25 protein-coding genes are annotated in these 23,840 nt (G+C 46.0%); 12 read left to right on the forward strand and 13 right to left on the reverse strand.

Annotated elements, in window-relative coordinates:
* Positions 1–73: 73 nt before the first annotated feature.
* The 8 genes from OEU88_RS12485 (at position 74) to OEU88_RS12520 (ending at position 7,787) form a co-directional block, all read left to right on the forward strand.
* Positions 74–1,909: an SLC13 family permease gene (locus tag OEU88_RS12485; RefSeq protein ID WP_262695513.1), complete on the forward strand. Its 1,836-nt coding sequence runs from the start codon at positions 74–76 to the stop codon at positions 1,907–1,909.
* Positions 1,910–1,957: 48 nt separating this feature from the next.
* The gene (locus tag OEU88_RS12490; RefSeq protein ID WP_262695514.1) at positions 1,958–2,695 is read left to right on the forward strand and encodes an arginyltransferase; all 738 of its coding nucleotides are present in this window, start codon (positions 1,958–1,960) and stop codon (positions 2,693–2,695) included.
* A 228-nt stretch (positions 2,696–2,923) separates the two neighbouring features.
* Positions 2,924–4,042 (forward strand): TRAP transporter substrate-binding protein, encoded by a 1,119-nt coding sequence (locus OEU88_RS12495; RefSeq protein ID WP_394805265.1) that lies wholly within the window; start codon positions 2,924–2,926, stop codon positions 4,040–4,042.
* Positions 4,043–4,050: 8 nt separating this feature from the next.
* On the forward strand, positions 4,051–4,575 hold the full coding sequence (locus OEU88_RS12500; RefSeq protein WP_262695516.1) for a TRAP transporter small permease subunit: 525 nt from the start codon (positions 4,051–4,053) through the stop codon (positions 4,573–4,575).
* Entirely contained in the window at positions 4,575–6,155 is a 1,581-nt protein-coding gene (locus OEU88_RS12505; RefSeq protein WP_262695517.1) for a TRAP transporter large permease, read from the forward strand. The genes OEU88_RS12500 and OEU88_RS12505 overlap by 1 nt, the downstream gene beginning before the upstream one ends.
* Before the next feature lie 117 nt (positions 6,156–6,272).
* On the forward strand, positions 6,273–6,731 hold the full coding sequence (locus tag OEU88_RS12510) for a thioredoxin family protein (protein ID WP_262695518.1): 459 nt from the start codon (positions 6,273–6,275) through the stop codon (positions 6,729–6,731).
* 78 nt (positions 6,732–6,809) lie between these two features.
* A complete protein-coding gene (locus OEU88_RS12515; protein ID WP_262695519.1) occupies positions 6,810–7,286 on the forward strand; it encodes a thioredoxin family protein in 477 nt (158 codons plus the stop codon).
* Between the two features lie 117 nt (positions 7,287–7,403).
* Complete coding sequence (locus OEU88_RS12520) at positions 7,404–7,787, forward strand: VOC family protein (RefSeq protein WP_262695520.1); 384 nt, start codon at positions 7,404–7,406, stop codon at positions 7,785–7,787.
* Positions 7,788–7,957: 170 nt separating this feature from the next.
* Here the strand turns inward: OEU88_RS12520 and OEU88_RS12525 are convergent, their stop codons facing one another.
* Positions 7,958–8,350 (reverse strand): nuclear transport factor 2 family protein, encoded by a 393-nt coding sequence (locus tag OEU88_RS12525; protein ID WP_262695521.1) that lies wholly within the window; start codon positions 8,348–8,350, stop codon positions 7,958–7,960.
* Between the two features lie 183 nt (positions 8,351–8,533).
* Between OEU88_RS12525 and OEU88_RS12530 the strand changes: the two genes are divergently transcribed.
* Entirely contained in the window at positions 8,534–9,844 is a 1,311-nt protein-coding gene (locus OEU88_RS12530; protein WP_262695522.1) for a hypothetical protein, read from the forward strand.
* A gap of 20 nt (positions 9,845–9,864) precedes the next feature.
* Here the strand turns inward: OEU88_RS12530 and parC are convergent, their stop codons facing one another.
* From parC to OEU88_RS12570, 8 genes are all read right to left on the reverse strand, one after another.
* Positions 9,865–12,108 carry a DNA topoisomerase IV subunit A gene (parC, locus tag OEU88_RS12535; protein WP_262695523.1) on the reverse strand — a complete coding sequence of 748 codons (2,244 nt, stop codon included), beginning with the start codon at positions 12,106–12,108 and terminating at the stop codon, positions 9,865–9,867.
* A 102-nt stretch (positions 12,109–12,210) separates the two neighbouring features.
* Positions 12,211–12,945: a DNA repair protein RecO gene (gene recO / locus OEU88_RS12540; protein WP_262695524.1), complete on the reverse strand. Its 735-nt coding sequence runs from the start codon at positions 12,943–12,945 to the stop codon at positions 12,211–12,213.
* A gap of 17 nt (positions 12,946–12,962) precedes the next feature.
* Positions 12,963–13,898: a GTPase Era gene (era, locus tag OEU88_RS12545; RefSeq protein ID WP_262695525.1), complete on the reverse strand. Its 936-nt coding sequence runs from the start codon at positions 13,896–13,898 to the stop codon at positions 12,963–12,965.
* Positions 13,898–14,587, reverse strand: coding sequence for a ribonuclease III (gene rnc / locus OEU88_RS12550; protein WP_262695526.1), 690 nt, complete (start codon positions 14,585–14,587; stop codon positions 13,898–13,900). The genes era and rnc overlap by 1 nt, the downstream gene beginning before the upstream one ends.
* A gap of 2 nt (positions 14,588–14,589) precedes the next feature.
* A complete protein-coding gene (locus OEU88_RS12555) occupies positions 14,590–15,336 on the reverse strand; it encodes a pyridoxine 5'-phosphate synthase (RefSeq protein WP_262695527.1) in 747 nt (248 codons plus the stop codon).
* On the reverse strand, positions 15,323–15,901 hold the full coding sequence (locus OEU88_RS12560; RefSeq protein WP_262695528.1) for a DUF2062 domain-containing protein: 579 nt from the start codon (positions 15,899–15,901) through the stop codon (positions 15,323–15,325). The genes OEU88_RS12555 and OEU88_RS12560 overlap by 14 nt, the downstream gene beginning before the upstream one ends.
* Before the next feature lie 13 nt (positions 15,902–15,914).
* Entirely contained in the window at positions 15,915–16,499 is a 585-nt protein-coding gene (pyrE, locus tag OEU88_RS12565; protein WP_262695529.1) for an orotate phosphoribosyltransferase, read from the reverse strand.
* Between the two features lie 158 nt (positions 16,500–16,657).
* Positions 16,658–18,796, reverse strand: a complete 2,139-nt coding sequence (locus tag OEU88_RS12570; RefSeq protein ID WP_262695530.1) for a RelA/SpoT family protein — start codon at positions 18,794–18,796, stop codon at positions 16,658–16,660.
* Between the two features lie 96 nt (positions 18,797–18,892).
* Here OEU88_RS12570 and OEU88_RS12575 point away from each other — a divergent pair, with 96 nt between their 5' ends.
* Positions 18,893–19,912: an NAD(P)-dependent alcohol dehydrogenase gene (locus tag OEU88_RS12575; protein WP_262695531.1), complete on the forward strand. Its 1,020-nt coding sequence runs from the start codon at positions 18,893–18,895 to the stop codon at positions 19,910–19,912.
* Between the two features lie 46 nt (positions 19,913–19,958).
* Here OEU88_RS12575 and rpoZ read toward each other — a convergent pair whose 3' ends face one another.
* The gene (gene rpoZ, locus OEU88_RS12580; RefSeq protein ID WP_262695532.1) at positions 19,959–20,306 is read right to left on the reverse strand and encodes a DNA-directed RNA polymerase subunit omega; all 348 of its coding nucleotides are present in this window, start codon (positions 20,304–20,306) and stop codon (positions 19,959–19,961) included.
* A gap of 89 nt (positions 20,307–20,395) precedes the next feature.
* The gene (gene folK / locus OEU88_RS12585; RefSeq protein ID WP_262695533.1) at positions 20,396–20,965 is read right to left on the reverse strand and encodes a 2-amino-4-hydroxy-6-hydroxymethyldihydropteridine diphosphokinase; all 570 of its coding nucleotides are present in this window, start codon (positions 20,963–20,965) and stop codon (positions 20,396–20,398) included.
* 137 nt (positions 20,966–21,102) lie between these two features.
* Between folK and OEU88_RS12590 the strand changes: the two genes are divergently transcribed.
* On the forward strand, positions 21,103–21,699 hold the full coding sequence (locus OEU88_RS12590) for a LabA-like NYN domain-containing protein (RefSeq protein ID WP_262695534.1): 597 nt from the start codon (positions 21,103–21,105) through the stop codon (positions 21,697–21,699).
* Positions 21,700–21,707: 8 nt separating this feature from the next.
* The gene (locus OEU88_RS12595; RefSeq protein WP_262695535.1) at positions 21,708–22,355 is read left to right on the forward strand and encodes a uracil-DNA glycosylase; all 648 of its coding nucleotides are present in this window, start codon (positions 21,708–21,710) and stop codon (positions 22,353–22,355) included.
* 18 nt (positions 22,356–22,373) lie between these two features.
* Here OEU88_RS12595 and smpB read toward each other — a convergent pair whose 3' ends face one another.
* Together smpB and dapA are read right to left on the reverse strand one after the other, a co-directional pair.
* Positions 22,374–22,859 carry an SsrA-binding protein SmpB gene (smpB, locus tag OEU88_RS12600; RefSeq protein WP_262695536.1) on the reverse strand — a complete coding sequence of 162 codons (486 nt, stop codon included), beginning with the start codon at positions 22,857–22,859 and terminating at the stop codon, positions 22,374–22,376.
* A 7-nt stretch (positions 22,860–22,866) separates the two neighbouring features.
* On the reverse strand, positions 22,867–23,754 hold the full coding sequence (gene dapA, locus OEU88_RS12605) for a 4-hydroxy-tetrahydrodipicolinate synthase (protein WP_262695537.1): 888 nt from the start codon (positions 23,752–23,754) through the stop codon (positions 22,867–22,869).
* Positions 23,755–23,840 lie beyond the last annotated feature (86 nt).

The raw sequence follows: 23,840 nt of genomic DNA on the forward strand, positions 1-23,840 counted from the left end.
CGTTTGTCCTTGTTCAACATGAAGTCTCTCGTTAAAAATAATGCCTACACACTGTTGATGGAGCATTGTTGCTGTGGAGATCATTGAGCCTACGATTCAAATGTGGCTAACATTCGCAATCGTCGTTGGTGCTATTGCAGCTTATTCGTACGATCGAATTCCTCTTGAGCTATCATCAATAGCAACTGTTGCTATCCTATTGATCTTATTCGAATTCATGCCGCTTCACGGCGAAGACGGATCGAAAATAATAGGTGTACGTGACATCCTGATGGGGTTTGCTGACCCATCCCTAATCACTATCATGGCGCTACTGGTGGTTGGGCAAGGCCTCGTACAAACAGGTGCGCTTAATGGCCCCGCACAGATGTTGGTAGGTTGGGGGCAAAATCACCCCAACACAGTATTAACTGTCAGTTTTCTTGTTGTGATGCTGATATCAGGTATTATGAATAATACACCTGTTGTTGTTATATTTATCCCTATTCTTGCCTCACTTGCAGACAAGCTTGGTAAACCACCAGGCCAAGTCATGATGCCACTAAGCTTTGCAGCAATTCTAGGCGGCAACATGACAAAAATTGGTTCCAGCACAAACCTACTTGCTGCAGGCGCTTATGAACAGGTTAACGGCGGTACCATTAACTTCTTTGACTTTACTATACCCGGCGCAGCGCTTGCCGTTGTTGGCTTCTTTTATGTAATCTTCGTTGCCCCACGCCTATTGGAGGACCGTGCAGGCATCGCCAAACGCGTAGCAGGAAGCAACGGCAAACAGTTTTTGTTCCAAATGGAGTTGTCATACGACAACGGCATGGTCGGCCAAACGGCAATTGCAGGCATGTTCCCCGGATTAAAAGATGTAACGGTGCGAATGATCCAACGCGGCCATCAAAAACTATTACCGCCTTATGATGACGTAACACTTCAAGTCGGCGACATCGTGATGGTCGCTGCAACACGCAATGTTATGACGGATATTCTGAATGCTTCACCAGATGTGGTTGCAGATGCAGAGGGTGATGATACTAATGATGAACAAGCAGGAAAACGCCGGATTCTGGCAGAAGCCGTTATAGCACCTGCCTCGCGCCTTGATGGACGCACACTGTCTCAATCAGGTTTCCGGGCGGAAACAGGCTGTTCCGTTCTCGGCGTACAACGTCGCAGCCGGATGATCCGTGCCGCTATATCACAGTTACGCATGGAAGCTGGCGACGTGTTGCTGCTAATGGGCGCAAGAGACAACATTCTTGATCTTCGATCTAATCAAGATGTGCTGCTAATGGAATCATCAGCAACTGATGTACCAATGAAAGAATTTGCAGTTCGCGCACTCATGGTTTTTGTCGGCGTTGTATTCACAGCAGCACTTGAAATCATGCCTATCACGGTATCGGCCCTTCTAGGCGCTACTATGATGATGGTACTGCGCTGTTTGAATGTACGGCAAGCGAGCCGCGCTATTGATCGTCGGGTATTTACTATCGTTGGCGCTGCCCTTGCTCTCGGCACGGCAATGCAAGGTACAGGTGGTGCTGAATGGCTTGCTCAGACAGCAATGAACCAAATGATGGGGGCACCCATATGGATGATCTTGTCCGGTTTCTTTATCCTGGTGGCATTACTGACCAATGTGTTGTCAAACAACGCAACGGCAGTGTTGTTCACGCCAATTGCGGTATCAGTTGCCCATACACTTGAGGCACCAACTATGCCATTCTTGCTTGCTGTTATCTTCGGTGCGAACTGTAGCTTTGCAACACCGATGAGCTATCAGACCAACCTGCTTGTCATGGCCCCAGGGCATTATAGTTTCTCTGATTTCATGAAAGTTGGAACACCCCTTATTTTCATTATGTGGATTGTATTTACGTTATTTGTTCCATGGTATTATGGGTTATTGTAATGCATAAAACCATCGTATTCATTTTACAAACTCACAAGCTGGTCCGTTATGACTAATCAGAACTTACAGTTTCCCAAGTTCTACGTTACTGCATCCGCAGCGTGTCCTTACTTGGACGGTGAAGAGGAACGCAAAGTTTTCACCGAACTCCAAGGGCCGGATGCAAACGCTCTCAATGAAGCACTTGGCAAGGTGGGTTTCCGGCGTAGCCAGAATGTTGTGTATAGACCAGCATGCGAAGCATGTGCCGAGTGCGTATCGGTGCGAGTTGATGCGCTTGCACACACACCGAGCAAATCAATTAAACGTATTGCACGTGCAAATGCCGACATTCAGTCAGAAATACGCCCGCCTATAGCAACTCAGGAACAATACGATCTGCTTTCGCGTTATTTGAATACACGACACTCTGATGGCTCAATGGCAGACATGACGTTTGAAGAATATAAAGACATGGTCGAGGCAAGCCCCGTTCAGACCATAACTATTGAATACAGGCGTGCTTTTAACGCAGAACTGATGGCAGTAGCACTAACTGATGAACTGTCCGACGGCTTTTCGATGGTATATAGCTTCTTTAACCCGGACGAGCCAAAGCGCTCTTTTGGCACGTACCTCATACATGATCACATTAACCGAGCTCAGTTAGCGAATCAGCAATATATCTATCTAGGATATTTTGTCGAAGGCAGTACGAAAATGAACTATAAATCACGCTTCAAGCCACTTGAGCGGCTCGGGCCAAATGGTTGGTATCCATTTGATGCACATTCACAATCAGTTTAGGCACGTTTGAACGCTCTTTGCTTGCTCTGTATTGATCTCACCTTATACTGCGCACAGTTTCGAATGGTCACTGATATCAGGTAACATTCTGAAATTTCTGTTAGCAAGTGGGGCTAACACAGATTAAATATAATTTTGCGAATATAATCCGGGGGCATGCGCGTGACAAAAAAAGTCACTAAAACAGCAAAAAGCGAAAAATCGACTGATGCTGGTGATAACAAAGCAATTAATCGTCGGCATTTGCTGCGCGGTGTAGGTGCAGTTGGCGCAGCAACCGCATTAGCGGCTTGCAGTGGCGGCACAGACACGGCAAATACCGGCACAGTGGACACTTCTGGTTTAAAACAACGACGTCTCAAAATGGTAACAGCGTGGCCTAAAAATTTCCCAGGCCTCGGCACCGGAGCTGAGCGTATTGCACGCAGAATTGAAGCGCTCTCAGGTGGAGCCATGTCTGTAAAATTATATGCAGCAAATGAACTTGTTTCAGGCCTCGAAGCTTTCGATGCCGTATCACAAGGCAAGGCAGACTTTTACCACGGCGCAGAATATTATTGGCAAGGCAAATCACCCGCCTTCAATTTCTTCGCAGCTGTTCCAATGGGCATGACTGCCGCGGAAATTACCGGATGGATACGTTACGGCGGAGGCCAAGAACTATGGGACGAGCTGTCTGCTGGTTTTAACGTTAAGCCATTCCTCGGCGGCAATTCCGGTACACAAATGGGTGGATGGTTCGCAAAAGAGATTAATACTGTTGAAGACTTTCAGGGGCTGCGTATTCGCATGCCTGGCCTCGGCGGTGAAGTTTTGAAACGTTTGGGTGCATCGCCTGTCACAAAAGCTGGCGGCGAAATATTCCAGGCCTTAAGTCAGGGCAACATTGACGCAACAGAATGGGTCGGGCCATGGAATGATCTCGCTTTTGGGTTTTATTCCATAGTCAAAAATTATTATTACCCCGGCATCCACGAGCCCGGCACTGCCATTGCACTCGGCATGAACCTAGATCTATGGAATGATTTTAACGAGCATGAGCGTACAATCATTGAAACAGCATCAGCTGCCGAGAATGATATCATGTTGGCAGAATTTAATTCAAATAATGCACGCGCACTCGACACACTCATCAATGAACATGATGTTATATTGCGGCGCTTTAGTGATGAGATACTAATTGAGCTCGGACGGATATCAGCAGAAGTTGTCGCTGAAACGGCCGATCATGATGACCTTACACGCCGCATTTACGATAGCTATATCAAAGCGCGAATAGAAGGTATTCGTTGGGGGGCTCTTGCTGAGCAAGGCTATATGAATGCGCGTCAGCTCTCTGAAGGCTGATCAAGTCTATGATTGATACAATTATCAAGCGGCTTGACTATTTCGCTGAAACCAGTGGGAAAGTACTTTCAGTGTTACCGCTAGCTCTCGTGCTAGTTCAATTTACCGTTGTGTTGCTTGTTTATGTGTTCAATGTCGGCAGCATTCAATTGCAGGAAAGCTTGCAATACATCAATGCGATGATGTTTCTCGGTGGAGCTGGCTATACTGCCCTTAAAGATGAGCATGTTCGCGTCGACATATTTTACACGCGCTTCAGCGAAATAGGAAAATCATGGGTCAATTTCCTTGGCACCCTGTTTTTGCTTATCCCCTTTCTTATTTTATTCTGGTCAGCGACTTTGCCTTATGTCCTTGAAAGCTGGGCGATAAAAGAAACCAGTGTTGAGTCAAGCGGCCTACCCTTCATTTATATTTTAAAAACTACACTCTTATTATTTGCGCTGACTATGTCACTGCATGCAGCGACTGATCTTTTGCGCACCGGTAAACAGCTGTTTGGAAAACAACAAACCAACAAGGCAGAAGCTTAATGGATATGTCAGTTATCATAACAATATCCATGTTTACGGTTCTTGTTGGTTTATTGCTAACAGGATTTCCTGTTGCATTTACATTAGCGGGCACAGGCCTATTATTTGGTGGCATTGGTTACGCCATTGATGTGCTTGACCCTAGTTTTCTGGAGATATTGCCCAATCGTCTTTTTGGAAACGTTGTTAGAAACGAGCTTTTGTTCGCAGTACCCCTGTTTGTCGCCATGGGTGTAATGCTAGAAAAATCTAACGTTGCTGAAGAACTGCTGGAAAGCATGGGTAAACTGTTTGGCACAATGAGAGGTGGTCTGGGTATTTCGGTAACCATTGTCGGCGCATTACTGGCAGCCTCCACCGGAATTGTTGGTGCCACCGTCGTTACTATGGGCTTGTTATCATTACCAACAATGATGCGCCGTGGCTACAGCACGTCGCTTGCCACCGGATCCATTGCTGCAGCCGGCACACTCGGTCAAATAATTCCGCCTTCAATCGTGCTTATTTTACTCGCCGATGTAATGTCTAACGCATGGCAGCAAGCTCAACTTAATGCAGGCCTGTTTTCGCCCATACCGATGAGTGCTGGCGAACTGTTTGCCGGAGCACTGATACCTGGTCTTATGCTCGTTGGCATGTACATTCTATATCAAATTGCCATGGCTATTCTAAGGCCAGAGAGCTGCCCGGCAATACCGATTGATGAAGCAGAAAGAACAAAAGGGTTTTATAAACGCTTGTTCTTTGCGTTATTACCACCCCTTGTACTGATTATTGCAGTTCTTGGCTCCATTCTCACTGGCATTGCAACACCAACGGAAGCAGCCTCTGTTGGTGCTGTTGGCGCAATTCTACTTGGTGCGGCTCGCATGGGTCAAACGATGCAGCGTGTCGTCATTGTTACACTCGTGTCAGTTTTGGCGATGCTGCTGATCTCAACCAATTTCGACTTGCGCATGACGCGCGAAGTAATACCGACCTCCGATACATTTGCCTTTTGGGTTGCTATAATATTAGCGGTGTTCTTCGCTGCCGGCCTTATTACTGCACTTTGGAAGACCCATAAATCAGGTGTTCTTTCTGAAGTTATGCGTTCAACTGTACGTATCTCCACAATGATTTACGCCATCCTTATCGGTGCCTCATTATTTTCTTTGGTGTTTCGCGGCGTTGGTGGTGACGATATTATCGAAGGAATGCTCCACAGCCTTCCCGGTGGTCAGTTCACAGCCATTCTTCTTGTAATGATTTTAATGTTTGTGCTCGGTTTCTTTCTTGATTTTATTGAAATCACTTTTGTCGTTGTGCCTGTTGTAGCCCCCGCACTGTTGGCTATGGATGGAACTTACGGCCCAATCTGGCTGGGCGTTCTGATGGCAATGAACCTACAAACCAGTTTCCTGACACCACCTTTTGGCTTTGCCTTGTTTTATCTACGCGGTGTTGTTCCAGAACACATTCCAACCACAGCAATATACAAAGGTGTTATTCCATTTGTAATTATACAAACCCTTGCTTTGCTGCTGATAGCAACTGTTCCTGAATTGGTTACATGGCTACCGTCACAGTTATTCAAATAGGAAATAATATATATATCAAAGGGTTATTATGAATTTATAATTTCTTGATAAAGTCTTTATATAAAGTTGAGCTCACAATCCTTGCAGCAAATTGAACCGTGTTTATATGCTGTAGCCATGACAAAAAAACAGCAAAACACAAAACCACGCAAACGGGTTTACCGCCGGATATTATTCACCTTTGGGTTCGTTCTCATGGTACCCGCCATTGCGGTCACATACATGATCAACCGATCATCATCTCCAATCATTCAGGGTTGGCAAGAGTATACACCTGCATACTTTGAACGCCTGATGAAGGATGGTGATCCAATTCTGGTCGAGGTATATGCATCATGGTGTCCTATTTGCCTCCTTCAACACAGAGCATTGGAAGCTATGCAATCTGATGGGTACAAATTGCCAGCCAACGCCATTCGCGTTAATTTTGATAAAAACAAAGACTTTCTTGAACAGTTTGAATTTAAATACACAGGAACAATGGTTTTGTTCAATAAAGGCAAAGAAGTTGCTCGCCAAACCGGGCTTACCTCGGCTGATAAAATCAAAGCCTTTCTCAGTGAAAATGGCTTATAGTTCGGCAGATTTTACGGCTTACAGAAAGTTGATCTGACGTTTATTGCAAACTGTTTTTAACGCTGATAGGCAGCGTTCATGAAAAATAAAGTAACAGTAACATTAATCGCTCATTTAAAAAGAATATGGGTAAGCATTGGATTTGCAGGCCTATTAGCCATCATCCTTTTTGGCAATCTGATCTACATGAATTTGCGTTCTGCTGATCCAATTTTGCCAGGTTGGGAAGAATACAACGCGCAACGCTTTAGCGCATTGATAGAACGCGGAGACCCTCTACTGGTTGAGGTATATGCTTCCTGGTGCCCAACTTGCCTTGCCCAACACAAGGCCTTTGAAAACCTTATCGAAGAAGGTCGGCAACCTAATGTACGGGCAATACGCGTAGATTTTGATCGTGATGTTGATTTTCGCACCCGAAACAGCCTGAACTATACCGGAATCCTCATATTTTACCGCGATGGCAAAGAAGTCACACGCGTTGCAGGATTAACATCAGCGGACAAAATTGAAGCATTTCTTCTCTCTCAAGGCATCGGACCGATCAAAAGTTAAAACGCAACAATATTCAAAACTGAATGGCTGCTCTGCACATTTGCACCTTTTTATATGTATTTCTATCACCATTTAAGCTTTATACCGGCAAACATCGGAATAGAGAGGGAATACGATATGCTTGGATACGCAACTGTGGGAACAAACGATTTTGCTAAAGCGGCAGCATTTTATGACGAACTACTATCGATAGTAGGGGCGAAGCGCGTATGGGATGACCCTAGCTTTGTCGCGTGGGGTAATTCGCCAACTGGCGCAGGCATTTCAATTGCGAAACCATTTGACGGCAACCCGGCAACAGTGGGCAATGGAACAATGATAGCCATTGTAGCACCTGATCGCGCAACCGTAGATAAAATATACGCTAAAGCCATAGCTCTGGGTGCAACAGATGAAGGCGGACCCGGCCTTCGAGGCGGCGATGACAGCACTTTTTATGCAGCCTATTTTCGTGACCTGGACGGAAACAAGCTCAATGCATTCTTCATGGGCACAGCTTAAGTTTAAACATAAACAATACTAAATCCGAAACCCCCAACACCTAAAGGCGCTCCCTCCTGAGCGCCTTTTCTTTTACCTGCAAGCACATATCGTGTAAAAGCTTGTTCTTTATGCATAGATACAGGTTACAGGTGAAAGCATTATATCCTTCACCACTAGAAGTAATCTGGTTATTTAGCCATCTTCTGAAGCATTAAACCCATCATTTCATGAACCTTGTTCACTGCCTTTAACGGGCGCAACATCACTTTAAACTCGGTAATTTTACCATCATCGTTCCAAGTGATCATATCAATACCATCAATTTTGATACCATCAATTACGGTAATAAATTCAATTACCGCACCATTTTCAGAGAGATATTCGCCGACATACTCAAAATTATCACCACCAAGCACTTTCCCGGCTGACGCAAGATACGCAAAGGTAATCGCTTTACCTTCCTGCGGTGTGTGAACAACAGGTGAATGAAAAACTACATTGTCTGCCAACATATCGCGCAAGGCGTCCTGATCATGGTTTTCAACAAAATCATACCAACGTTGAAGATTGTCTTTACTCATTCACCACTCCCATTCTTTGCCCGATGTACCTCATGAGTATGAAATAGAATTTTAAACCTAGTAAGCAAGAAGTCGAAGCAGTACGTAAGCCAGCATCATTCCCGCTGTACAAATTACTATTATAGGATGTTTTTTATATTCTTTTGATTGTATATTACAATTACACACAAACGGGAGGGCAAGATGCAACAGAAACAGCAATCAACTGAAAGCGGCTTTTTCTTAGCAGTAGATGATTATGTCATTATAAATGGGTTTGGCCTTCACCCTGCTGAGACTGTTGATGCACTTGGATTTAACAGCACTGCGTTTCCACTAACAATCAAGGGAAATGCACTCCCCCTTATTATTGGCGCTCCTAAAGACTTGCCACTGAAGTTAATAAGTGAAGCTGCGGTTTGGCATGATGACGGAGAAACAGCTCATATCTATAGAAGTGAGCAAGATATAATGCTGACTTGTGAAAATCTCCTTGAGATACCGTTTGAATTAGTGCCTCAAACACCAAATCACATTTCACTCACATCTGCCTGCGGCACTATCATCTATTCTTCGCTTGAAGTGTTTTCGTATGCAGTCACTGCCGTTATACCGACCATTTACATGCAAGCGGCGCCAGTAACAAAGACAGTCACGGAAGCAGAACTAAATACATATTTAGACCAAATTAAACTGATACTGAAGAAAGTGAGTATCGACCTTTGGCAATGTGTTCGTGCTGGTGTCAGTTTTGACAATATTGAAAACAGCATGACTGGAAAAATCGATCAAACCTTACTAGCAACACCTGCCAACACACGCATCAGGCTGTCCCGCAGGCAGTGGCGCTCTATGTTGCTTGCTATCAAATGCGCAACAGCAGCCAATCGCGCAGACGTTGAAGAAGGTTTTCTTAGGCAAGCACTTTCGCAACTTTTGCATGAAGCAAGCCACCGTAAAGGTATGGTCGAGGGCGTGGCGCACACATCCATACCAAAGGAAGAAAAGCGCAACACCGAGTCACTCATTACTAAAATGTTAGAATTACTGGCAAAGATGACAGCCCGCATGACAACGCCAACAGGCGGCACAAAACCTGGCCTTGATGATGGTAAAGGTCTGGAAGGTGAACCTGATCTTACCATCTGGTTTGAGCGTATTCTCACCGTGATCAAGCGCCAAAAAGTTTATCGATATGAATGGTCAGCAAAAGCAACTCTCCCTTGGGGGCGCAATGTTTATATAATTGAGCAACATTGGGGGCGTTTCCAGCGCGAGCTTGATACCATACGTGCCGATGCGACAAAAACACCTGCGCAAAAACAAGCTGATGCAGTGGCAGCCTACAATCGGTTTAAAGTTGCTGCAGCTACGGACATTGCAGTGTTAGAGGCAGAATTTGGCGTAACCATTACTTATGAGTATGACACAACAACCTTGAGGCCTAAAAGCGATCTCCCGAGCGTAGTATGCAATGGCACGTGGGGCGGAAACCCGCTGCCAACCTCACCATAATATATCTGACGACAACTACCTTAACGAAACTTGTTGTTACGCGGGAAACCCATTGGTGGCAAACGACCTGCGTTGCCGCGCTTGCCTGTCCATGGTGTAAGCTCAGTTTCTGTGCGCCAACGATCACCTGAACCGCCCATTGGCCACGTCAGTCCGCTTTCACGGTGGAAGGTTATGATATCAACCATACCTCCATCTTTGTAACGTTGCAGTACAACGCCTTGTCCGCGGTTCATTGTCGGCAATTCATCGATAGAAAATACGAGCAATTTCCGGTTTTTGCCAATTACAGCAACGCTGTCACCCTCAACAGGCATACAGTGTGTTGCCACCGCGTCACCCGGTAAATTGATGATTTGCTTACCACCTTTTGTCATAGCAACAGCGTTATCAGCCTCAACGACAAAACCTTTGCCTATAGAACTGGCGACCAGCATCTTACCGCCCGGTATGTACGGTAATAAGCACACAACTTCGTCATTGGCATCCATATCCACCATGATACGCAAGGGCTCGCCGTTACCACGCCCACCGGGCAGTTTATCACCACCGAGTGTGTATATCTTGCCGTTGCTACCAAATACGAAAATCTTATCGGTTGTGTAGGCATGGAAACGAAACTTTTCTTCGTCACCTTCCTTATACTTCAGGACTTCCTCAGGTTTGGTATGGCCTTTAAGTGCCCGTATCCAACCGCGCTTAGAGCATACAACGGTAATGGGCTCTTTCTCGATCATCGCTTCCAGCGGAATTGCTTCAGAAATCGGCGCCTCACCAAACTTGGTACGCCGTTTACCAAGTTCTGTTTCCTGACCAAATCGTTTCTTCACATCAGCAAACTTGTCACCAACTGCAAGCCACTGCAGTTTTTTTGACGCGACCAGCGCCTGTAATTTGCTTTGTTCTTCTTCAAGCTTGTTATGCTCGGTGCGAATTTCCATCTCTTCAAGCTTACGCAAGGCGCGCAGTCTCATATTTAAAATGGCTTCGGCTTGATTGTCCGTTAGCTTAAAAGTCTGCATCAAAGACAGTTTGGCATCGTCTTCTTCGCGGATTATGCGGATCACTTCATCAAGATTAAGGTAGGCAATCAGATACCCTGATAATATCTCAAGACGGCGTTCAATTTTACGCAGGCGGAAATTACTACGCCGGATCAGCACATCAACCTGATGATCCAGGAAACTATCAAGCGTTTCTTTGAGTGAGAGCACACGTGGGCGCTGATCAGAAGCAATCACGTTGAGATTAAGGGAAAACCGTGTTTCAAGTTCTGTCAGCTTGAACAGGCTTTCCATCAACATCTTCTCGTCGATAGTTCGGTTTTTCGGCTCAAGTACAATGCGCATATCTTCAGCAGATTCATCCCGCACATCAGCCAAGATGGGCAGTTTCTTGTCTGAAACAAGCTCTGCAATTTTTTCTATCAACTTTGATTTTTGAACCTGATAGGGAATTTCAGTGATAACAATATTATACAGTCCGCGAGGCAACTCTTCTTTTTCCCACTTAGCGCGCACACGGAAACTGCCACGACCAGTTTCATATGACTGAATAATACTTTCACGCGGCTCAACCATCAGACCGCCCGTTGGGAAATCAGGTCCCGGGATGTAGTCTAGAAGCTTTGCTGTTGTAACCTCCAAAGAAGGATCACGGCGCGCCTCAATCAACAATTGAAGGCCGTCCATCAATTCGCCTACATTGTGAGGCGGGATATTCGTGGCCATGCCTACAGCAATACCACTGGAGCCATTGGCAAGTAAATTTGGGAAAGCACCAGGAAAGACGAGTGGTTCTTCGTCTTCACCGTCATATGTATCGCGGAAATCAACAGCGTCTTCGTCGAGGCCATCCATCAACAATGCCGCGACTTCGGTTAGGCGCGCCTCGGTGTACCGCATAGCTGCGGCGTTATCGCCGTCAATATTTCCGAAGTTACCCTGGCCGTCCACTAGCGGGTAGCGAACAGAGAAGTCCTGCGCCAAACGCACCAATGCGTCATAAACTGACTGATCACCGTGCGGATGATATTTACCGATAACATCACCAACAACACGCGCACATTTCTTATAGCCGGTTTTAGGGTCCAGCTTCAAAAGCCGCATGGCATAAAGCAACCGCCTGTGTACCGGCTTTAATCCGTCACGCACATCAGGCAATGACCGCGACATGATTGTAGATAGCGCATACGCTAAATAGCGTTCGCTCAAGGCGTCCGCAAACGGTGCCTCAACAATGTTTTCTGGTGCTAGTTCTGTCATACCTTGAATATATCAAGCAAATGACGAAAAACCACAAGATGTTGTGGTTATCCACAAAAAGTTTTCAAGCCTCAGTGTTTAGCCGTGAACTTCCGCCTGTGACTAGCGTTGAATGCTTGAAACAAACCGTTCACGCGCATCAGGTTGGCCATTTCCTGCTACAATCCAGACGTTTCGCTCAAGAAAATATCCTGTTAATTTCAATCCTTGTATAGCGGACCGCATTGACCGCTCACCTTCATCAGCATTTATCAAGAATGATGGCAACGCCAAAAGCTTATCCTTGTATGGTGCGCCTGCTTCACTTGATACTGCACAACCAGACTTTGGGGATACATAGATAAGATCATCCTGACGCCCGGTAGCCGCACAAGTAGTCAGGTCAAGGCCGTAACCAAGTTCGTTTAAAATACCATGTTCTATCTGCGCCAATGCGGCAGCCCAATGCGCTGACGTTCCTTCTTCGGCTTCAAGAAGTGAGACATAGCCTTGCAAAGCTTGATAAACGCCTTGATGAGATTCTCTTTCAGGCATTGTGCTGGCAACAACTGCTGTAACCGCGGCTAATGCAGACATCCGCCGTCCATCACTGATAAGATTACCGAGCGGGCTATGTATTAACTCTAGTTGAAAGCGCCCAAGATTTGCTTCAATTCGTGAACGCCAAGTAAGTGACAGCATATTGCCGGGCTGAAGGTTGGCTTTGTTCCGGCGCCCCATGCCTCCCTTAACAAAACCACGCGCACGTCCATGTGCACGGCTCATCACTTCTAGAACGGCGTCATTTTCACCAAAACGGTTGACGGAAAGCACTATACCCTCGTCCGTCCACTCCACTTTATGTAGCTCTAATGTTAGTCAACATATTCAAGCCCCATATCCTGGAACATCGTTTTGTCGTCTGCCCACTTTTCAGTAACGCGCACATGCAGAAACAAGTGCACCTTACGGTCAAAGTTCTCGGTCATGTCTTCACGCGCCATTTGCCCAAGGGTTTTCAACATTGAACCACCTTTGCCAATCACAATGCCTTTTTGGGTATCGCGCTGCACATGGATAACCTGCTCAATTCTTACAGAACCATCAGGCTTGTCTTCCCACGCCTCAGTTTCAACTGTAATGGCATAAGGTAATTCTTCATGAAGACGCAGATACACTTTTTCGCGGGTTATTTCAGCCGCCAGCAAACGCATGGTTGTGTCCGAAATTTGATCCTCTGGATACATCCATGGCCCAACAGGCGCAAGATCAGACAGATACCCCTTGAGGTCCGACACACCATCACCAGAGAGTGCTGAAATCATGAATATATCTGTGAATACATCTTTTTCATTCATACTTTGCGCAAGCGCGAGCAATGTATCTCGCTTGATGCTATCAATTTTATTGAGTGCCAAAACAGCATTTCGGCCAGCTGCTTTCAATCCGTCAATAATACGTTCAACTTCAGGCGTTAGCCCTTTTTTTGCGTCAACAACCAATACTGTTGTTTCCGCATCCTCGGAGCCTTTCCATGCAGCATTAACCATTGCACGATCAAGGCGGCGCTTTGGCTCAAATATCCCGGGTGTGTCGATAAACACAAGTTGTGTATTTTCATGCATACCGATACCGGTAATGCGCGTGCGCGTTGTCTGTACCTTGTGGGTTACAATCGCAACCTTGGCACCAACCAGTTCATTTAGTAGCGTTGACTTACCAGCGTTAGGGGCACCAATAATGGCAACAAACCCGCATTTTTCTGGGTTATCATTCGCGGAACCAACATGAGGTTCTTGGCTATCAGCCATTAATTTTCTCCGGTTAAAATATCGAATAGTTCCTGCGCAGCGGCCTGCTCGGCTATGCGTTTAGCTGAACCTGATGCACGTGCTGTACCATGACCATCGATACTCACCTCGATGGTAAATACAGGATTATGGTCCGGCCCAGTCTGTTCGATTACATTATAATTTGGCACTGCAATGCTGCGCGCCTGACACCATTCCTGCAATATAGTTTTGCTATCTTTAAAAGCACTTGGCCCAGCGCCGATTAAAGATTTCCAATGTTCTCGAATAAAGACATTTGCAGCATCAAAACCACCATCAAGATATAGTGCGCCAATAAAAGACTCGCAAACATCCGCCTGGATAGCTTCTTTATCGCGCGTGCCTTCCTGCTCAGCGCCAGGGGTTAGCTTCAATGCCTTAACAATACCGAGCTTAACTGACATCTCAGCTAAAGTCTCTCTGCGTACAAGTGCGGTAAACCTTTGATTTAGCCTACCTTCTGCCTCGTTTGGATATTCCTCCAGCAGCCAAGTGGACACCACAAGCCCCAAAACACGGTCACCTAAAAACTCCAGACGTTGGTAATTATAGTTTCCTGACAAAGAAGGATGTGTGAGAGCCTCATCAAGCAAGCTGGTTTGGGTAAAGGTATATCCGGCAAGTTTTTTAATAAAACGGGATGGCTTCGACTTTGCTACACGTTCCATTCTTAAGCCCGAGCCTCATCCATGAGACGGCGCATTTGCTTAATGGACGCTTCAAGACCGTGGAAAATAGCTTCTCCAATCAAAAAGTGACCAATGTTTAACTCGTGTAATTCCGGAATAACGGCAATCGGCTTGACCGTATCGTATGAAAGGCCGTGTCCTGCATGTACTTCAAGACCAAGCGAAGCACCGTACTTCGCGGCTGATTGAATGCGGCCCAGCTCTTCTTCCTGAGGCTTACCTGACAATTCACAGTAAGCGCCTGTGTGTAATTCTACAACGGGGGCACCAAGGGTCATTGCAGCGTCAATCTGCGACTTGTCCGGATCAATAAATAAACTGACACGTGATCCAGCGCGCACCAATTCATCTACATAATGTTTGAGCCTATTATGCTGCCCGGCGGCATCAAGCCCACCTTCAGTTGTTAGTTCCTGTCTTTTTTCTGGTACGATACAAACTGCATGCGGGCGATGGCGCAGCGCAATTTCAAGCATTTCATCTGTAGCTGCCATCTCAAGATTAAGAGGAACGGTTAGTACATCAGATAGCGTTGCTATATCTTCATCCGAAATATGCCGGCGATCTTCACGCAAATGAGCCGTAATCCCATCAGCCCCTGCCCTAACAGCAAGACCAGCAGCACGAACAGGGTCTGGATGGCGAATACCACGCGCATTACGAATAGTTGCAACATGATCAATGTTAACACCAAGGCGTAACTTCTGACTACTTTTACGCGTGCTCATCAAGATTATCTCCGGTATCAGTAGATCGCTGATTTTTTTGAATCTTGCGCATACGATACTTGGTCAGCAGCCCTTTGAAAACCAAATAAGATATAATCCAAACAACTGTCGCAATCGGGATTCCCCCAACAATTAATGGAAATACAATGGGAATGAAATCAACCATGTAATCAAGCGGGGCATTAAAAACAGCGTCCCAGTTCCAAACCGGCACAGCCGCCATACTCTCGGTGCCCAAAATAAGACCGCCAACACTATTGGTAAGCGCAAAAAATAACGGAAACGTCCATGGATTACCAACAACAGTACCAATGACCGCCGCGAGAAAATTACCGCGAAAAAGTGCAGTAACCGCTATGGCAATCAGGATATGTAATCCTAAAAAAGGCGTGAATGAAACGGCGACACCGCTGGCAAAGCCAACAGCAATTGAGTGCGGTGTTCCGGGTAAACGGGCTAACCTATGCCAAACATAGATACCGGCACGGCGCCACCCAGACTTTGGCCAAAGCCAGCTTCGCAAGTTAGCCCAAAAAGACGGTTTATGACGACGACGAAACAACATATTACACTCAAAACTAAGCTTTTAAGCCTCGACTACCTGGTTTAATTGCCGGAATAGCGCGCAAAGACTCTGGAACAGTATCCGCCGTATATGTTGGCGCATCAATCGTAGCGAGCGCTGTAACCGGCGCTCCTACTTCCGCTCGCCCACCAGACCGGTTAATCAAACACCCAGCTGCAACGACATTACCACCCCATTCAGTTATTGTTTTGATACACTCACGCGAGGACAACCCAGTGGTGATGATATCTTCCATCATTAAAATGTTTGCGCCTTTCGGGATTTCAAATCCACGGCGCAATGCAAATTCACCATCAACACGCTCAGTGAATATGCCTGGCACGCCAAGTTGCCGCGCCACTTCATAGCCCACAACCACACCACCCATGGCAGGACTAACCACCAAATCAACAGACACGTTAGTTGCGCGTAATTTCTCGGCAAATGCAGTACACAATCTATCAGCTCGCTTAGGGTCCATTAACACCCGCGCACATTGCAAATAAACCGGGCTGTGAAGCCCAGATGACAGTTTAAAATGTCCTTCAAGTAATGCACCAGCAGCACGAAATTCATTCAGAACTGTTTCTTGATCCATGGATGCCTCCAGATTAAGCGCCGCAGCGTTTATTTAATGATAGAATAACTGTTAGTGGCGGATAGAACTTACACATCAGTACGTCAAGTTTTTATCGATAGATGTTGCTGCCAGCGCGGTAGAAGGCACGCAATCAACATATAAATCTGCGAAGCGAGTTAACCAGTAACCCGATCGACCCGTTCTATTACGCGGTTCACGCGTAATGCGCGCGCAATATCATTCAAATGCTTCACATCCTGCACATCAACCTCGACACACATGATGCAAAATTCTGGATCACGTTCCAGTATTTCTAAATTGGACATGTTACCACCGGCTTTAGCAACCACTGCAGCGATTGAGGCCAATGCACCGCGTTCATTCAAAACCTCAAGGTGCAAACGTGCCACATAATATACATCATCTTCCGCAGCTTCACGCCACCCCAAATCAACCCACAGTTCAGGTTTGTCATCATAGCTCGCTAACTTACCGCAATCTATGGTGTGAACTTCCACACCGCGACCCTCGACGCGAATACCGACAACTCTGTCACCCCTAACAGGATGACAACATTCGGCCATGTGAAGCGCGACAGAAGAATCAACACCTGTAATCGGGCCTGTTTGTCCTCGTGTATGCTGCCAATCATCATGCACAGCGGGCAGTTTGTCGGAACGCGTATCCATTTGAAAACCGGGAAACGCAGCCTCCAGCACAGCCTCTTCCGGCAAAACGCCTTCACCGATCGCAACATACAATGCATCCAAGTCACCAACATTAAGTACACTGGCTGCTTCCTGCATTGCTGCTGTTGAAAAATCCAAACCCAAACGCTTGCAAGCCTTTTCAATGAGAGAACGGCCTAATCCGTGGAATTCCTCATGCCTTGTATGGCGAACATGACGCCTAATGGCCGAGCGTGCTTTACCGGTTACGACAAACGCGTCCCATCTATCGGATGGTGTTTGTGCTTTTGAGGTTAAAATCTCTACCTGATCTCCATTATGCAGTTGATGCCGCAGTGGCACCATACGACCATTTACCTTCGCTCCGACACAGTGGTCTCCAACTTCAGTGTGTACGGCATAAGCAAAATCAACTGTAGACGAACCGCGTGGCAGCGAAATCAATTCCCCTTTGGGCGTAAAGCAAAAAACCTTGTCTTGGAACATTGCGAGTTTAGTATGCTCCAAAAATTCTTCCGGGTCTTGCGCATGTTCAAGAATTTCAAGCAACTCCCTGACCCAAACATACTGCGAACCTTCAACACTTTCGGTGCCCTGCTTATATTGCCAATGAGCCGCAACACCTAGCTCCGCCTCTGCGTGCATATCATGTGTACGCACCTGAATTTCCAGGCGCCTGTTCTTCGGCCCGATCACAGCGGTATGAATAGAGCGATAGAAGTTACGCTTCGGTGTTGAAATGTAATCTTTAAACCGCCCTGGAATTGTTGAATAACGCCGATGTACAACACCGAGTGCGCGGTAACACTCGTCTTCACTATCGACAATAACCCTGAAAGCCATAACATCTGAAAGCTGCTCAAAGCTGATGTTTTGCCGCTCCATTTTTCGCCATATGGAATATGGTTTTTTAATACGGCCATTCACAGTTGCCTTAATACCGGAAATATCCATCAGCTCTTGCAAAGCTGCTACCATTTCACGTTCAAGGTCAGGGTTTTCTTCAATAAGAAAATTAAGGCGTGCGGTAATAGATTCCATTGCCTCGGCATCAAGGTTCCCAAAAGACAAATGTTCCAGTTCATCTTTGAGAACGTGCATTCCAATCCGCTCAGCCAGCGGAGCGTATATCTCTAGCGTTTCAAGCGATATACGACGGCGCTTCTCGGGCTTGGAGATATGATGTAAGGTGCGCATATTATGCAGGCGGTCTGCTAGCTTCACGAGTAGCACACGAATATCATTCGACATTGCCAGCAAAAACTTACGGAAGTTTTCTGCCTGACGTGTTGTTTCTGCCTGCATTTCAATTTTAGAAAGCTTGGTTACACCATCAACCATTTCGGCAATCTTCGGTCCAAACAAATCAGTGATTTGCTCAACAGTCGCGACAGTATCTTCGATAACATCATGCAGCAATGCAGTAGCAATGGTATCACTGTCCAGTTTCATATCAGTAAGAATACCAGCCACTTCCAGCGGATGAGAAAAATATGGGTCACCAGAAGCGCGCGTTTGCGTGCCATGTGCCTGCATTGCAAATACATAAGCACGGTTCAAAAGCGCCTCATCAACATTTTGATCATAGGCGCGAACCTTATCAACGAGTTCAAACTGTCTTATCACTTAAAACTCTACCTTTTTTGACCACTTAATCCGCACAGCAACAAATAGCCTTTCCAAAAAGTAATTTCAGCCCATTTATCCAATTAAAGCGCTAAAGTGATATTTATCAAAGGAAAAGAAACAGAGATCGCAATGAAAGCTGCTGTTATTCACAGTTATGGGCGACATGGTGTTCTACATGTCGAAGATATTCCCGTTCCGAGCATTGGGCATAACGAGGTACTTGTAAAAGTAGAAGCTGCCTCTGTTAATCCTCGTGACTGGTTATTGATGCGCGGTGTATATCAAGGAAAACGTTTTGTAGAACCACTACCAGCAACGCTCGGCAGCGACTTTTCCGGCACTATTACTGCGTGCGGCGCGAACGTAAAACACTTCAAAGTTGGCGATACCGTTTTTGGGATGCAGCCGCTCAAAGGACAATTTGGTGCCTTTGCCGAATATATTAAAATCCGTGCAAATGCCATTGCCCTAAAACCAGAGACAATAAGCCATGCTGATGCCGCAGCAATTCCTTGTGCCGGTATGACCAGCTATCAGACAATTCACAGACTTGCCCAACTGAAACCAAGCGAAACAATCCTTATTAACGGTGCATCAGGTGGTGTTGGCACATATGGGGTCCAGATTGCAAAAGCACACGGCGCAAAAGTGGTTGCTGTTTGTAGTGGAAAAAACATTAAAATGTGCAAACAACTGGATGCGGATGAAGTGCTGGATTACGCAGAGAACAACTTTGAAGAATATGAGGCAACGTTCGATGTGGTTTACGATGTTATTGGTCGCTCAAGTCCGAGGCGTGCCACAAAATGCTTAAAAGCTGGCGGACGCTACGTAACGACAATACCAAACGCAAAAACAGTGTTTGAAGCAACTAAAAGCTGGGTCGCATCACTCATTATGCCAGGCAAGCATAAACGAACACAGCTTATTGTAGTAAAGCCGGTTCCAGAAGACCTTACCGCGATAGCTGATCTGATTGGCTGCGGCAAAATCACTAGCGTAATCGACTCAATTTATACCTTAGATGATATTCAATCTGCCTTTGATCATAGTCAGTCATGGCGCGCTAAAGGTAAGATTGTTATTGATGTATCTGGCCAACTGCAGGCATAAAAAAACCCGGCAAAACCGGGTTTTAAAGCGTCATTTGAAAATCAAACTACTCAGTTTCGGTAGAAGCTTCTTCAACTGCAGGTGCAGCAGCTTCAGCAGGCTTCCCACCAGCATCATCCATACCCGCCATCAAAATTGACATATCAACTTCTTCAGGCTCGTCAGACTCAACAACCTTACGCAAACCGTGAATAGCTGATTCTTTAAGATCATCTTCAAAAATCTTTTCTTCAGCAATCTCTCGCAATGAAACAACAGCATTCTTATCGTTATCACGCTCAACTTCAAGAGGAGCACCTGCTGAAATTTGACGTGCACGCTGGGCTGCGACCAACACTAAGTCAAAGCGGTTTGTAACTTTATCAACGCAATCCTCAACAGTAACGCGAGCCATGCTTTATCTCCAAATCTGTACTAAGGGCTCTAACCCTTTCACTCAAGCGCACGCTTATACAAGCGACAGCCTCTGCTGTAAACCCTCATTTACAACAGTTTTGAGCTTAGCTTTTTAATGCCACCGTCATTGCCTGTAACCTGGGTTTGGCTGCAAAACTCTACAACAGAATGATGTAACACCGGATGGGTCCAATACGGCGCAATTTCTTGGAAAGGTACAAGAACAAACATGCGCTTATGAAGGCGCGGATGCGGTAAAACCAAATCGTTAATGACCACATCATCAAGCTGTGCGAAATTGCTCCAGGATTTCATGTCAGGCAGTATAATTTCATTATATGCCAACACATCAATATCCAATGTACGCGCGCCCCACCTCTCTCTACGCTCTCGGTTGAAGCGCTCTTCTATATCCAGGCATGCTTGCAAAACATCATGTGGTTGATGATGTGTTTTAACCTCAACAACTGCGTTGGCAAAGTTAGGCTGCTGCGCGTCAGGGTATGGTGGTGTCTCATAGATTGAAGATGCATTCTCAACATCCAAGCCAAATTGGGGCATGAGTTGTACTGCGTGTTGCAAAACCTCATACGGCTGCAATAAACCAAAAGATAAGTTACTACCTATCCCTAAAAATATACCCTGCTTTGATTTCATCTTCGTGGCATCAACATATTCAACAATTGGACAAATACATAAAAACAGCACATTATCCCTGAGCGGCATGCATTTATTAGCAAATAGCCGCTTATTATTTGATTACCTTACTTTTACTAATTTAGCTGGAATTTTTTATGATCTTTTATCCTGAAGAACGTATTGCCCTTTTTATTGATGGCTCCAACCTTTATGCCACTGCTCGCTCACTCGATATGGAAATCGATTATAAACAATTGCGCAGGTACTTTGCAGAACAAGGGCGGCTCATTCGTGCTTTTTACTATACGGCATTACTGGAAGACCAGGAATACAGCCCCTTGCGCCCACTTGTTGATTGGCTGGATTACAATGGCTTTACCCTTGTCACCAAACCGGTCAAAGAATTTGTAGACGAAAGTGGCCGCCGTAAAATCAAAGGCAATATGGATATAGAAATTGCCGTGGATATGCTCAATATATCCGAGCAGTTAGACCATGTTGTATTATTTTCTGGCGATGGTGATTTTCGCCGCCTTCTCGAGGCAGTGCAACGCCGCGGACTACGCGCAACTGTTATTAGCTCAAACCGTACAAAACCATCCATGATTGCCGATGAACTGCGTCGCCAGGCAGATCAATTTGTAGATTTGGAGAACATGCGCGACCTGTTTGGCAGGCCGGTATCGCATCAAGACGATGATGCACCGATGGATGCTGGTTATGAAGAACACCTTGAAACGCAAATGGTATAGTTTTGATCATGACACCAGAAACATGCCCACCAGAGCCAACAGCAGACTGCAACTTGTGCCCACGTCTTGTTGATTTTCGAACGGCAAATCAAGCTAAATTTCCTGCGTTTTTTAACGGTGCTGTACCAAGCTTTGGCGACGATAACGCGGAAATTCTCATTATCGGACTAGCACCTGGGCTTAAAGGTGCCAATCAAACAGGCAGGCCTTTTACCGGCGACTATGCAGGAGACTTGTTATACAAATGCATTGCTCAGATGGGTTGGTCTTCCGGAAACTATGATCAGCACATTAATGATGGCTTTACACTCAAAAAAGTGATGGTCACAAATGCTGTTCGCTGCGTACCACCACAAAACAAGCCGATAGGTAGTGAAGTTAATAACTGTAGACCGTTTCTTATATCCCGGTTGAAACACCTGCCCAAGGTAAAAGTGATGCTGGCGCTTGGCAAAATTGCACATGATACAGCGATCAAAACTTTTGGCTTGAAACAGTCGGCATACAAGTTTGCCCATGAGGCCGTTCACAAGTTGCCAAACGGACTGACATTGGTAGATAGCTATCACTGCTCACGCTATAATGTGAACACAAAACGATTGACTGAAGAAATGTTTATGAACGCGCTGCAGCGTGTGGAAGAAGAAGCAAAATAAGCTTAAACAAAAAGCTTACTAAGCATGATCTTTCATTAAACGGGCTTTCTGGCGGTTCCAATCACGTTGTTTCTCTGTTTCACGCTTATCGTGCAGCTTCTTGCCTTTACCAAGACCAAGCTCCACTTTGGCGCGCCCTTGATCATTGAAATATATTTTAAGTGGCACAAGAGACATGCCGCCCTTTTGCACTGCACCGCCAAGTCGAGAAATTTCTCGTGCATGCATTAATAGTTTCCGAGGTCGCCTTGGCTCGTGGTTGAAACGATTGCCATGTGAAAATTCAGGGATGTAAGCGTTAATAAGCCATAACTCACCGTCTTTGGCTTCCGCATAGCTTTCCTTGATGTTGGCTTTGCCGTCCCTCAGAGACTTTACCTCAGTTCCAGCTAAAACAATGCCCGCTTCAAATTCATCTTCGATGAAATAAAGGTGGCGCGCCTTTCTGTTGTCCGCGGCGACACGCGAAGGTGGTTTACTTTGTTTTTTCTTTTTTTGCGCCATCAGTATTTCACAGCTCTGCTGGGCTTAAGCCAAGCCTGTTAACAGCTGATGCAATCAGTGCGCGGGCATTATCACTTGCGGGCAAAATCGGTAAACGTACAGTATCGGTACAAATTCCCAGCAGTGAAGCTGCATATTTAGCCGGCGCAGGGCTTGGTTCCATAAACATAACGCGGTGCATGGTTAATAACTTGTCATGGATTGCGAGTGCCGTTTTAAAGTCACCTGCAGTACAGGCGTTTTGCATATCAGCACAAAGTCGCGGAGCCACATTTGCAGTAACAGATATACAGCCTACACCACCCATAGCATTGAAGCCCACAGCCGTTGCATCTTCACCCGACAGCTGAATAAAGCCTTCGCCAACAATTGCGCGCTGGCTAGCACATCGATCAAGGTCGCCGGTTGCATCCTTTACACCTACAATACGCGGCAATTCAAATAAGCGCGCCATTGTCTCAGGTGTCATGTCAACAACAGACCGGCCTGGAATATTATAAATGATAATTGGTAAATTTGATGCATCATGGATCGCTTGAAAATGCTGAAATAACCCTTCTTGACTTGGCTTATTGTAATACGGGGTTACAACCAATGCACCGGAAACACCGGCTTTTTCGGCATATTGAGTAAGCTGGATTGCTTCGGCAGTGTTGTTGGAACCAGTGCCTGCTATAACAGGCACACGTCCCTCTGCAGCTTCAACACACAACTCAATTACATGATGATGCTCATCGTGACTAAGGGTAGGCGACTCGCCTGTTGTGCCAACAGGAACAAGACCGTGAGACCCTTGATTTATCTGCCAATTAACAAACTTCTGAAAACGTTCAGCATCAATTGTACCGTCTTCTTTAAACGGTGTAATAAGTGCGGGAATTGACCCTTTGAACATTAGCTTATCCTTATGCGGAACAAAAATCTGGCGCACCCTAACGCCAGCCTCAATAAAGGGCAAGCCTCGGATGCGTCAGCCAAGAG

It is taken from the genome of Kordiimonas aquimaris, assembly GCF_025574485.1.
Taxonomy (GTDB): Bacteria; Pseudomonadota; Alphaproteobacteria; order Sphingomonadales; family Kordiimonadaceae; genus Kordiimonas; species Kordiimonas aquimaris.

What these genes read in the sequence shown, in the direction of transcription:
- folK (WP_262695533.1), bottom strand. Translation starts at nt 20,965, where the DNA reads ATGAAATCAAAGCAGGGTATATTTTTAGGGATAGGTAGTAACTTATCT.
- OEU88_RS12505 (WP_262695517.1), top strand. Translation starts at nt 4,575, where the DNA reads ATGGATATGTCAGTTATCATAACAATATCCATGTTTACGGTTCTTGTT.
- OEU88_RS12560 (WP_262695528.1), bottom strand. Translation starts at nt 15,901, where the DNA reads ATGTTGTTTCGTCGTCGTCATAAACCGTCTTTTTGGGCTAACTTGCGA.
- pyrE (WP_262695529.1), bottom strand. Translation starts at nt 16,499, where the DNA reads ATGGATCAAGAAACAGTTCTGAATGAATTTCGTGCTGCTGGTGCATTA.
- OEU88_RS12555 (WP_262695527.1), bottom strand. Translation starts at nt 15,336, where the DNA reads ATGAGCACGCGTAAAAGTAGTCAGAAGTTACGCCTTGGTGTTAACATT.
- OEU88_RS12525 (WP_262695521.1), bottom strand. Translation starts at nt 8,350, where the DNA reads ATGAGTAAAGACAATCTTCAACGTTGGTATGATTTTGTTGAAAACCAT.
- smpB (WP_262695536.1), bottom strand. Translation starts at nt 22,859, where the DNA reads ATGGCGCAAAAAAAGAAAAAACAAAGTAAACCACCTTCGCGTGTCGCC.
- OEU88_RS12590 (WP_262695534.1), top strand. Translation starts at nt 21,103, where the DNA reads ATGATCTTTTATCCTGAAGAACGTATTGCCCTTTTTATTGATGGCTCC.
- rnc (WP_262695526.1), bottom strand. Translation starts at nt 14,587, where the DNA reads ATGGAACGTGTAGCAAAGTCGAAGCCATCCCGTTTTATTAAAAAACTT.
- rpoZ (WP_262695532.1), bottom strand. Translation starts at nt 20,306, where the DNA reads ATGGCTCGCGTTACTGTTGAGGATTGCGTTGATAAAGTTACAAACCGC.
- OEU88_RS12595 (WP_262695535.1), top strand. Translation starts at nt 21,708, where the DNA reads ATGACACCAGAAACATGCCCACCAGAGCCAACAGCAGACTGCAACTTG.
- OEU88_RS12510 (WP_262695518.1), top strand. Translation starts at nt 6,273, where the DNA reads ATGACAAAAAAACAGCAAAACACAAAACCACGCAAACGGGTTTACCGC.
- OEU88_RS12490 (WP_262695514.1), top strand. Translation starts at nt 1,958, where the DNA reads ATGACTAATCAGAACTTACAGTTTCCCAAGTTCTACGTTACTGCATCC.
- era (WP_262695525.1), bottom strand. Translation starts at nt 13,898, where the DNA reads ATGGCTGATAGCCAAGAACCTCATGTTGGTTCCGCGAATGATAACCCA.
- OEU88_RS12530 (WP_262695522.1), top strand. Translation starts at nt 8,534, where the DNA reads ATGCAACAGAAACAGCAATCAACTGAAAGCGGCTTTTTCTTAGCAGTA.
- dapA (WP_262695537.1), bottom strand. Translation starts at nt 23,754, where the DNA reads ATGTTCAAAGGGTCAATTCCCGCACTTATTACACCGTTTAAAGAAGAC.
- OEU88_RS12500 (WP_262695516.1), top strand. Translation starts at nt 4,051, where the DNA reads ATGATTGATACAATTATCAAGCGGCTTGACTATTTCGCTGAAACCAGT.
- OEU88_RS12520 (WP_262695520.1), top strand. Translation starts at nt 7,404, where the DNA reads ATGCTTGGATACGCAACTGTGGGAACAAACGATTTTGCTAAAGCGGCA.
- OEU88_RS12515 (WP_262695519.1), top strand. Translation starts at nt 6,810, where the DNA reads ATGAAAAATAAAGTAACAGTAACATTAATCGCTCATTTAAAAAGAATA.
- parC (WP_262695523.1), bottom strand. Translation starts at nt 12,108, where the DNA reads ATGACAGAACTAGCACCAGAAAACATTGTTGAGGCACCGTTTGCGGAC.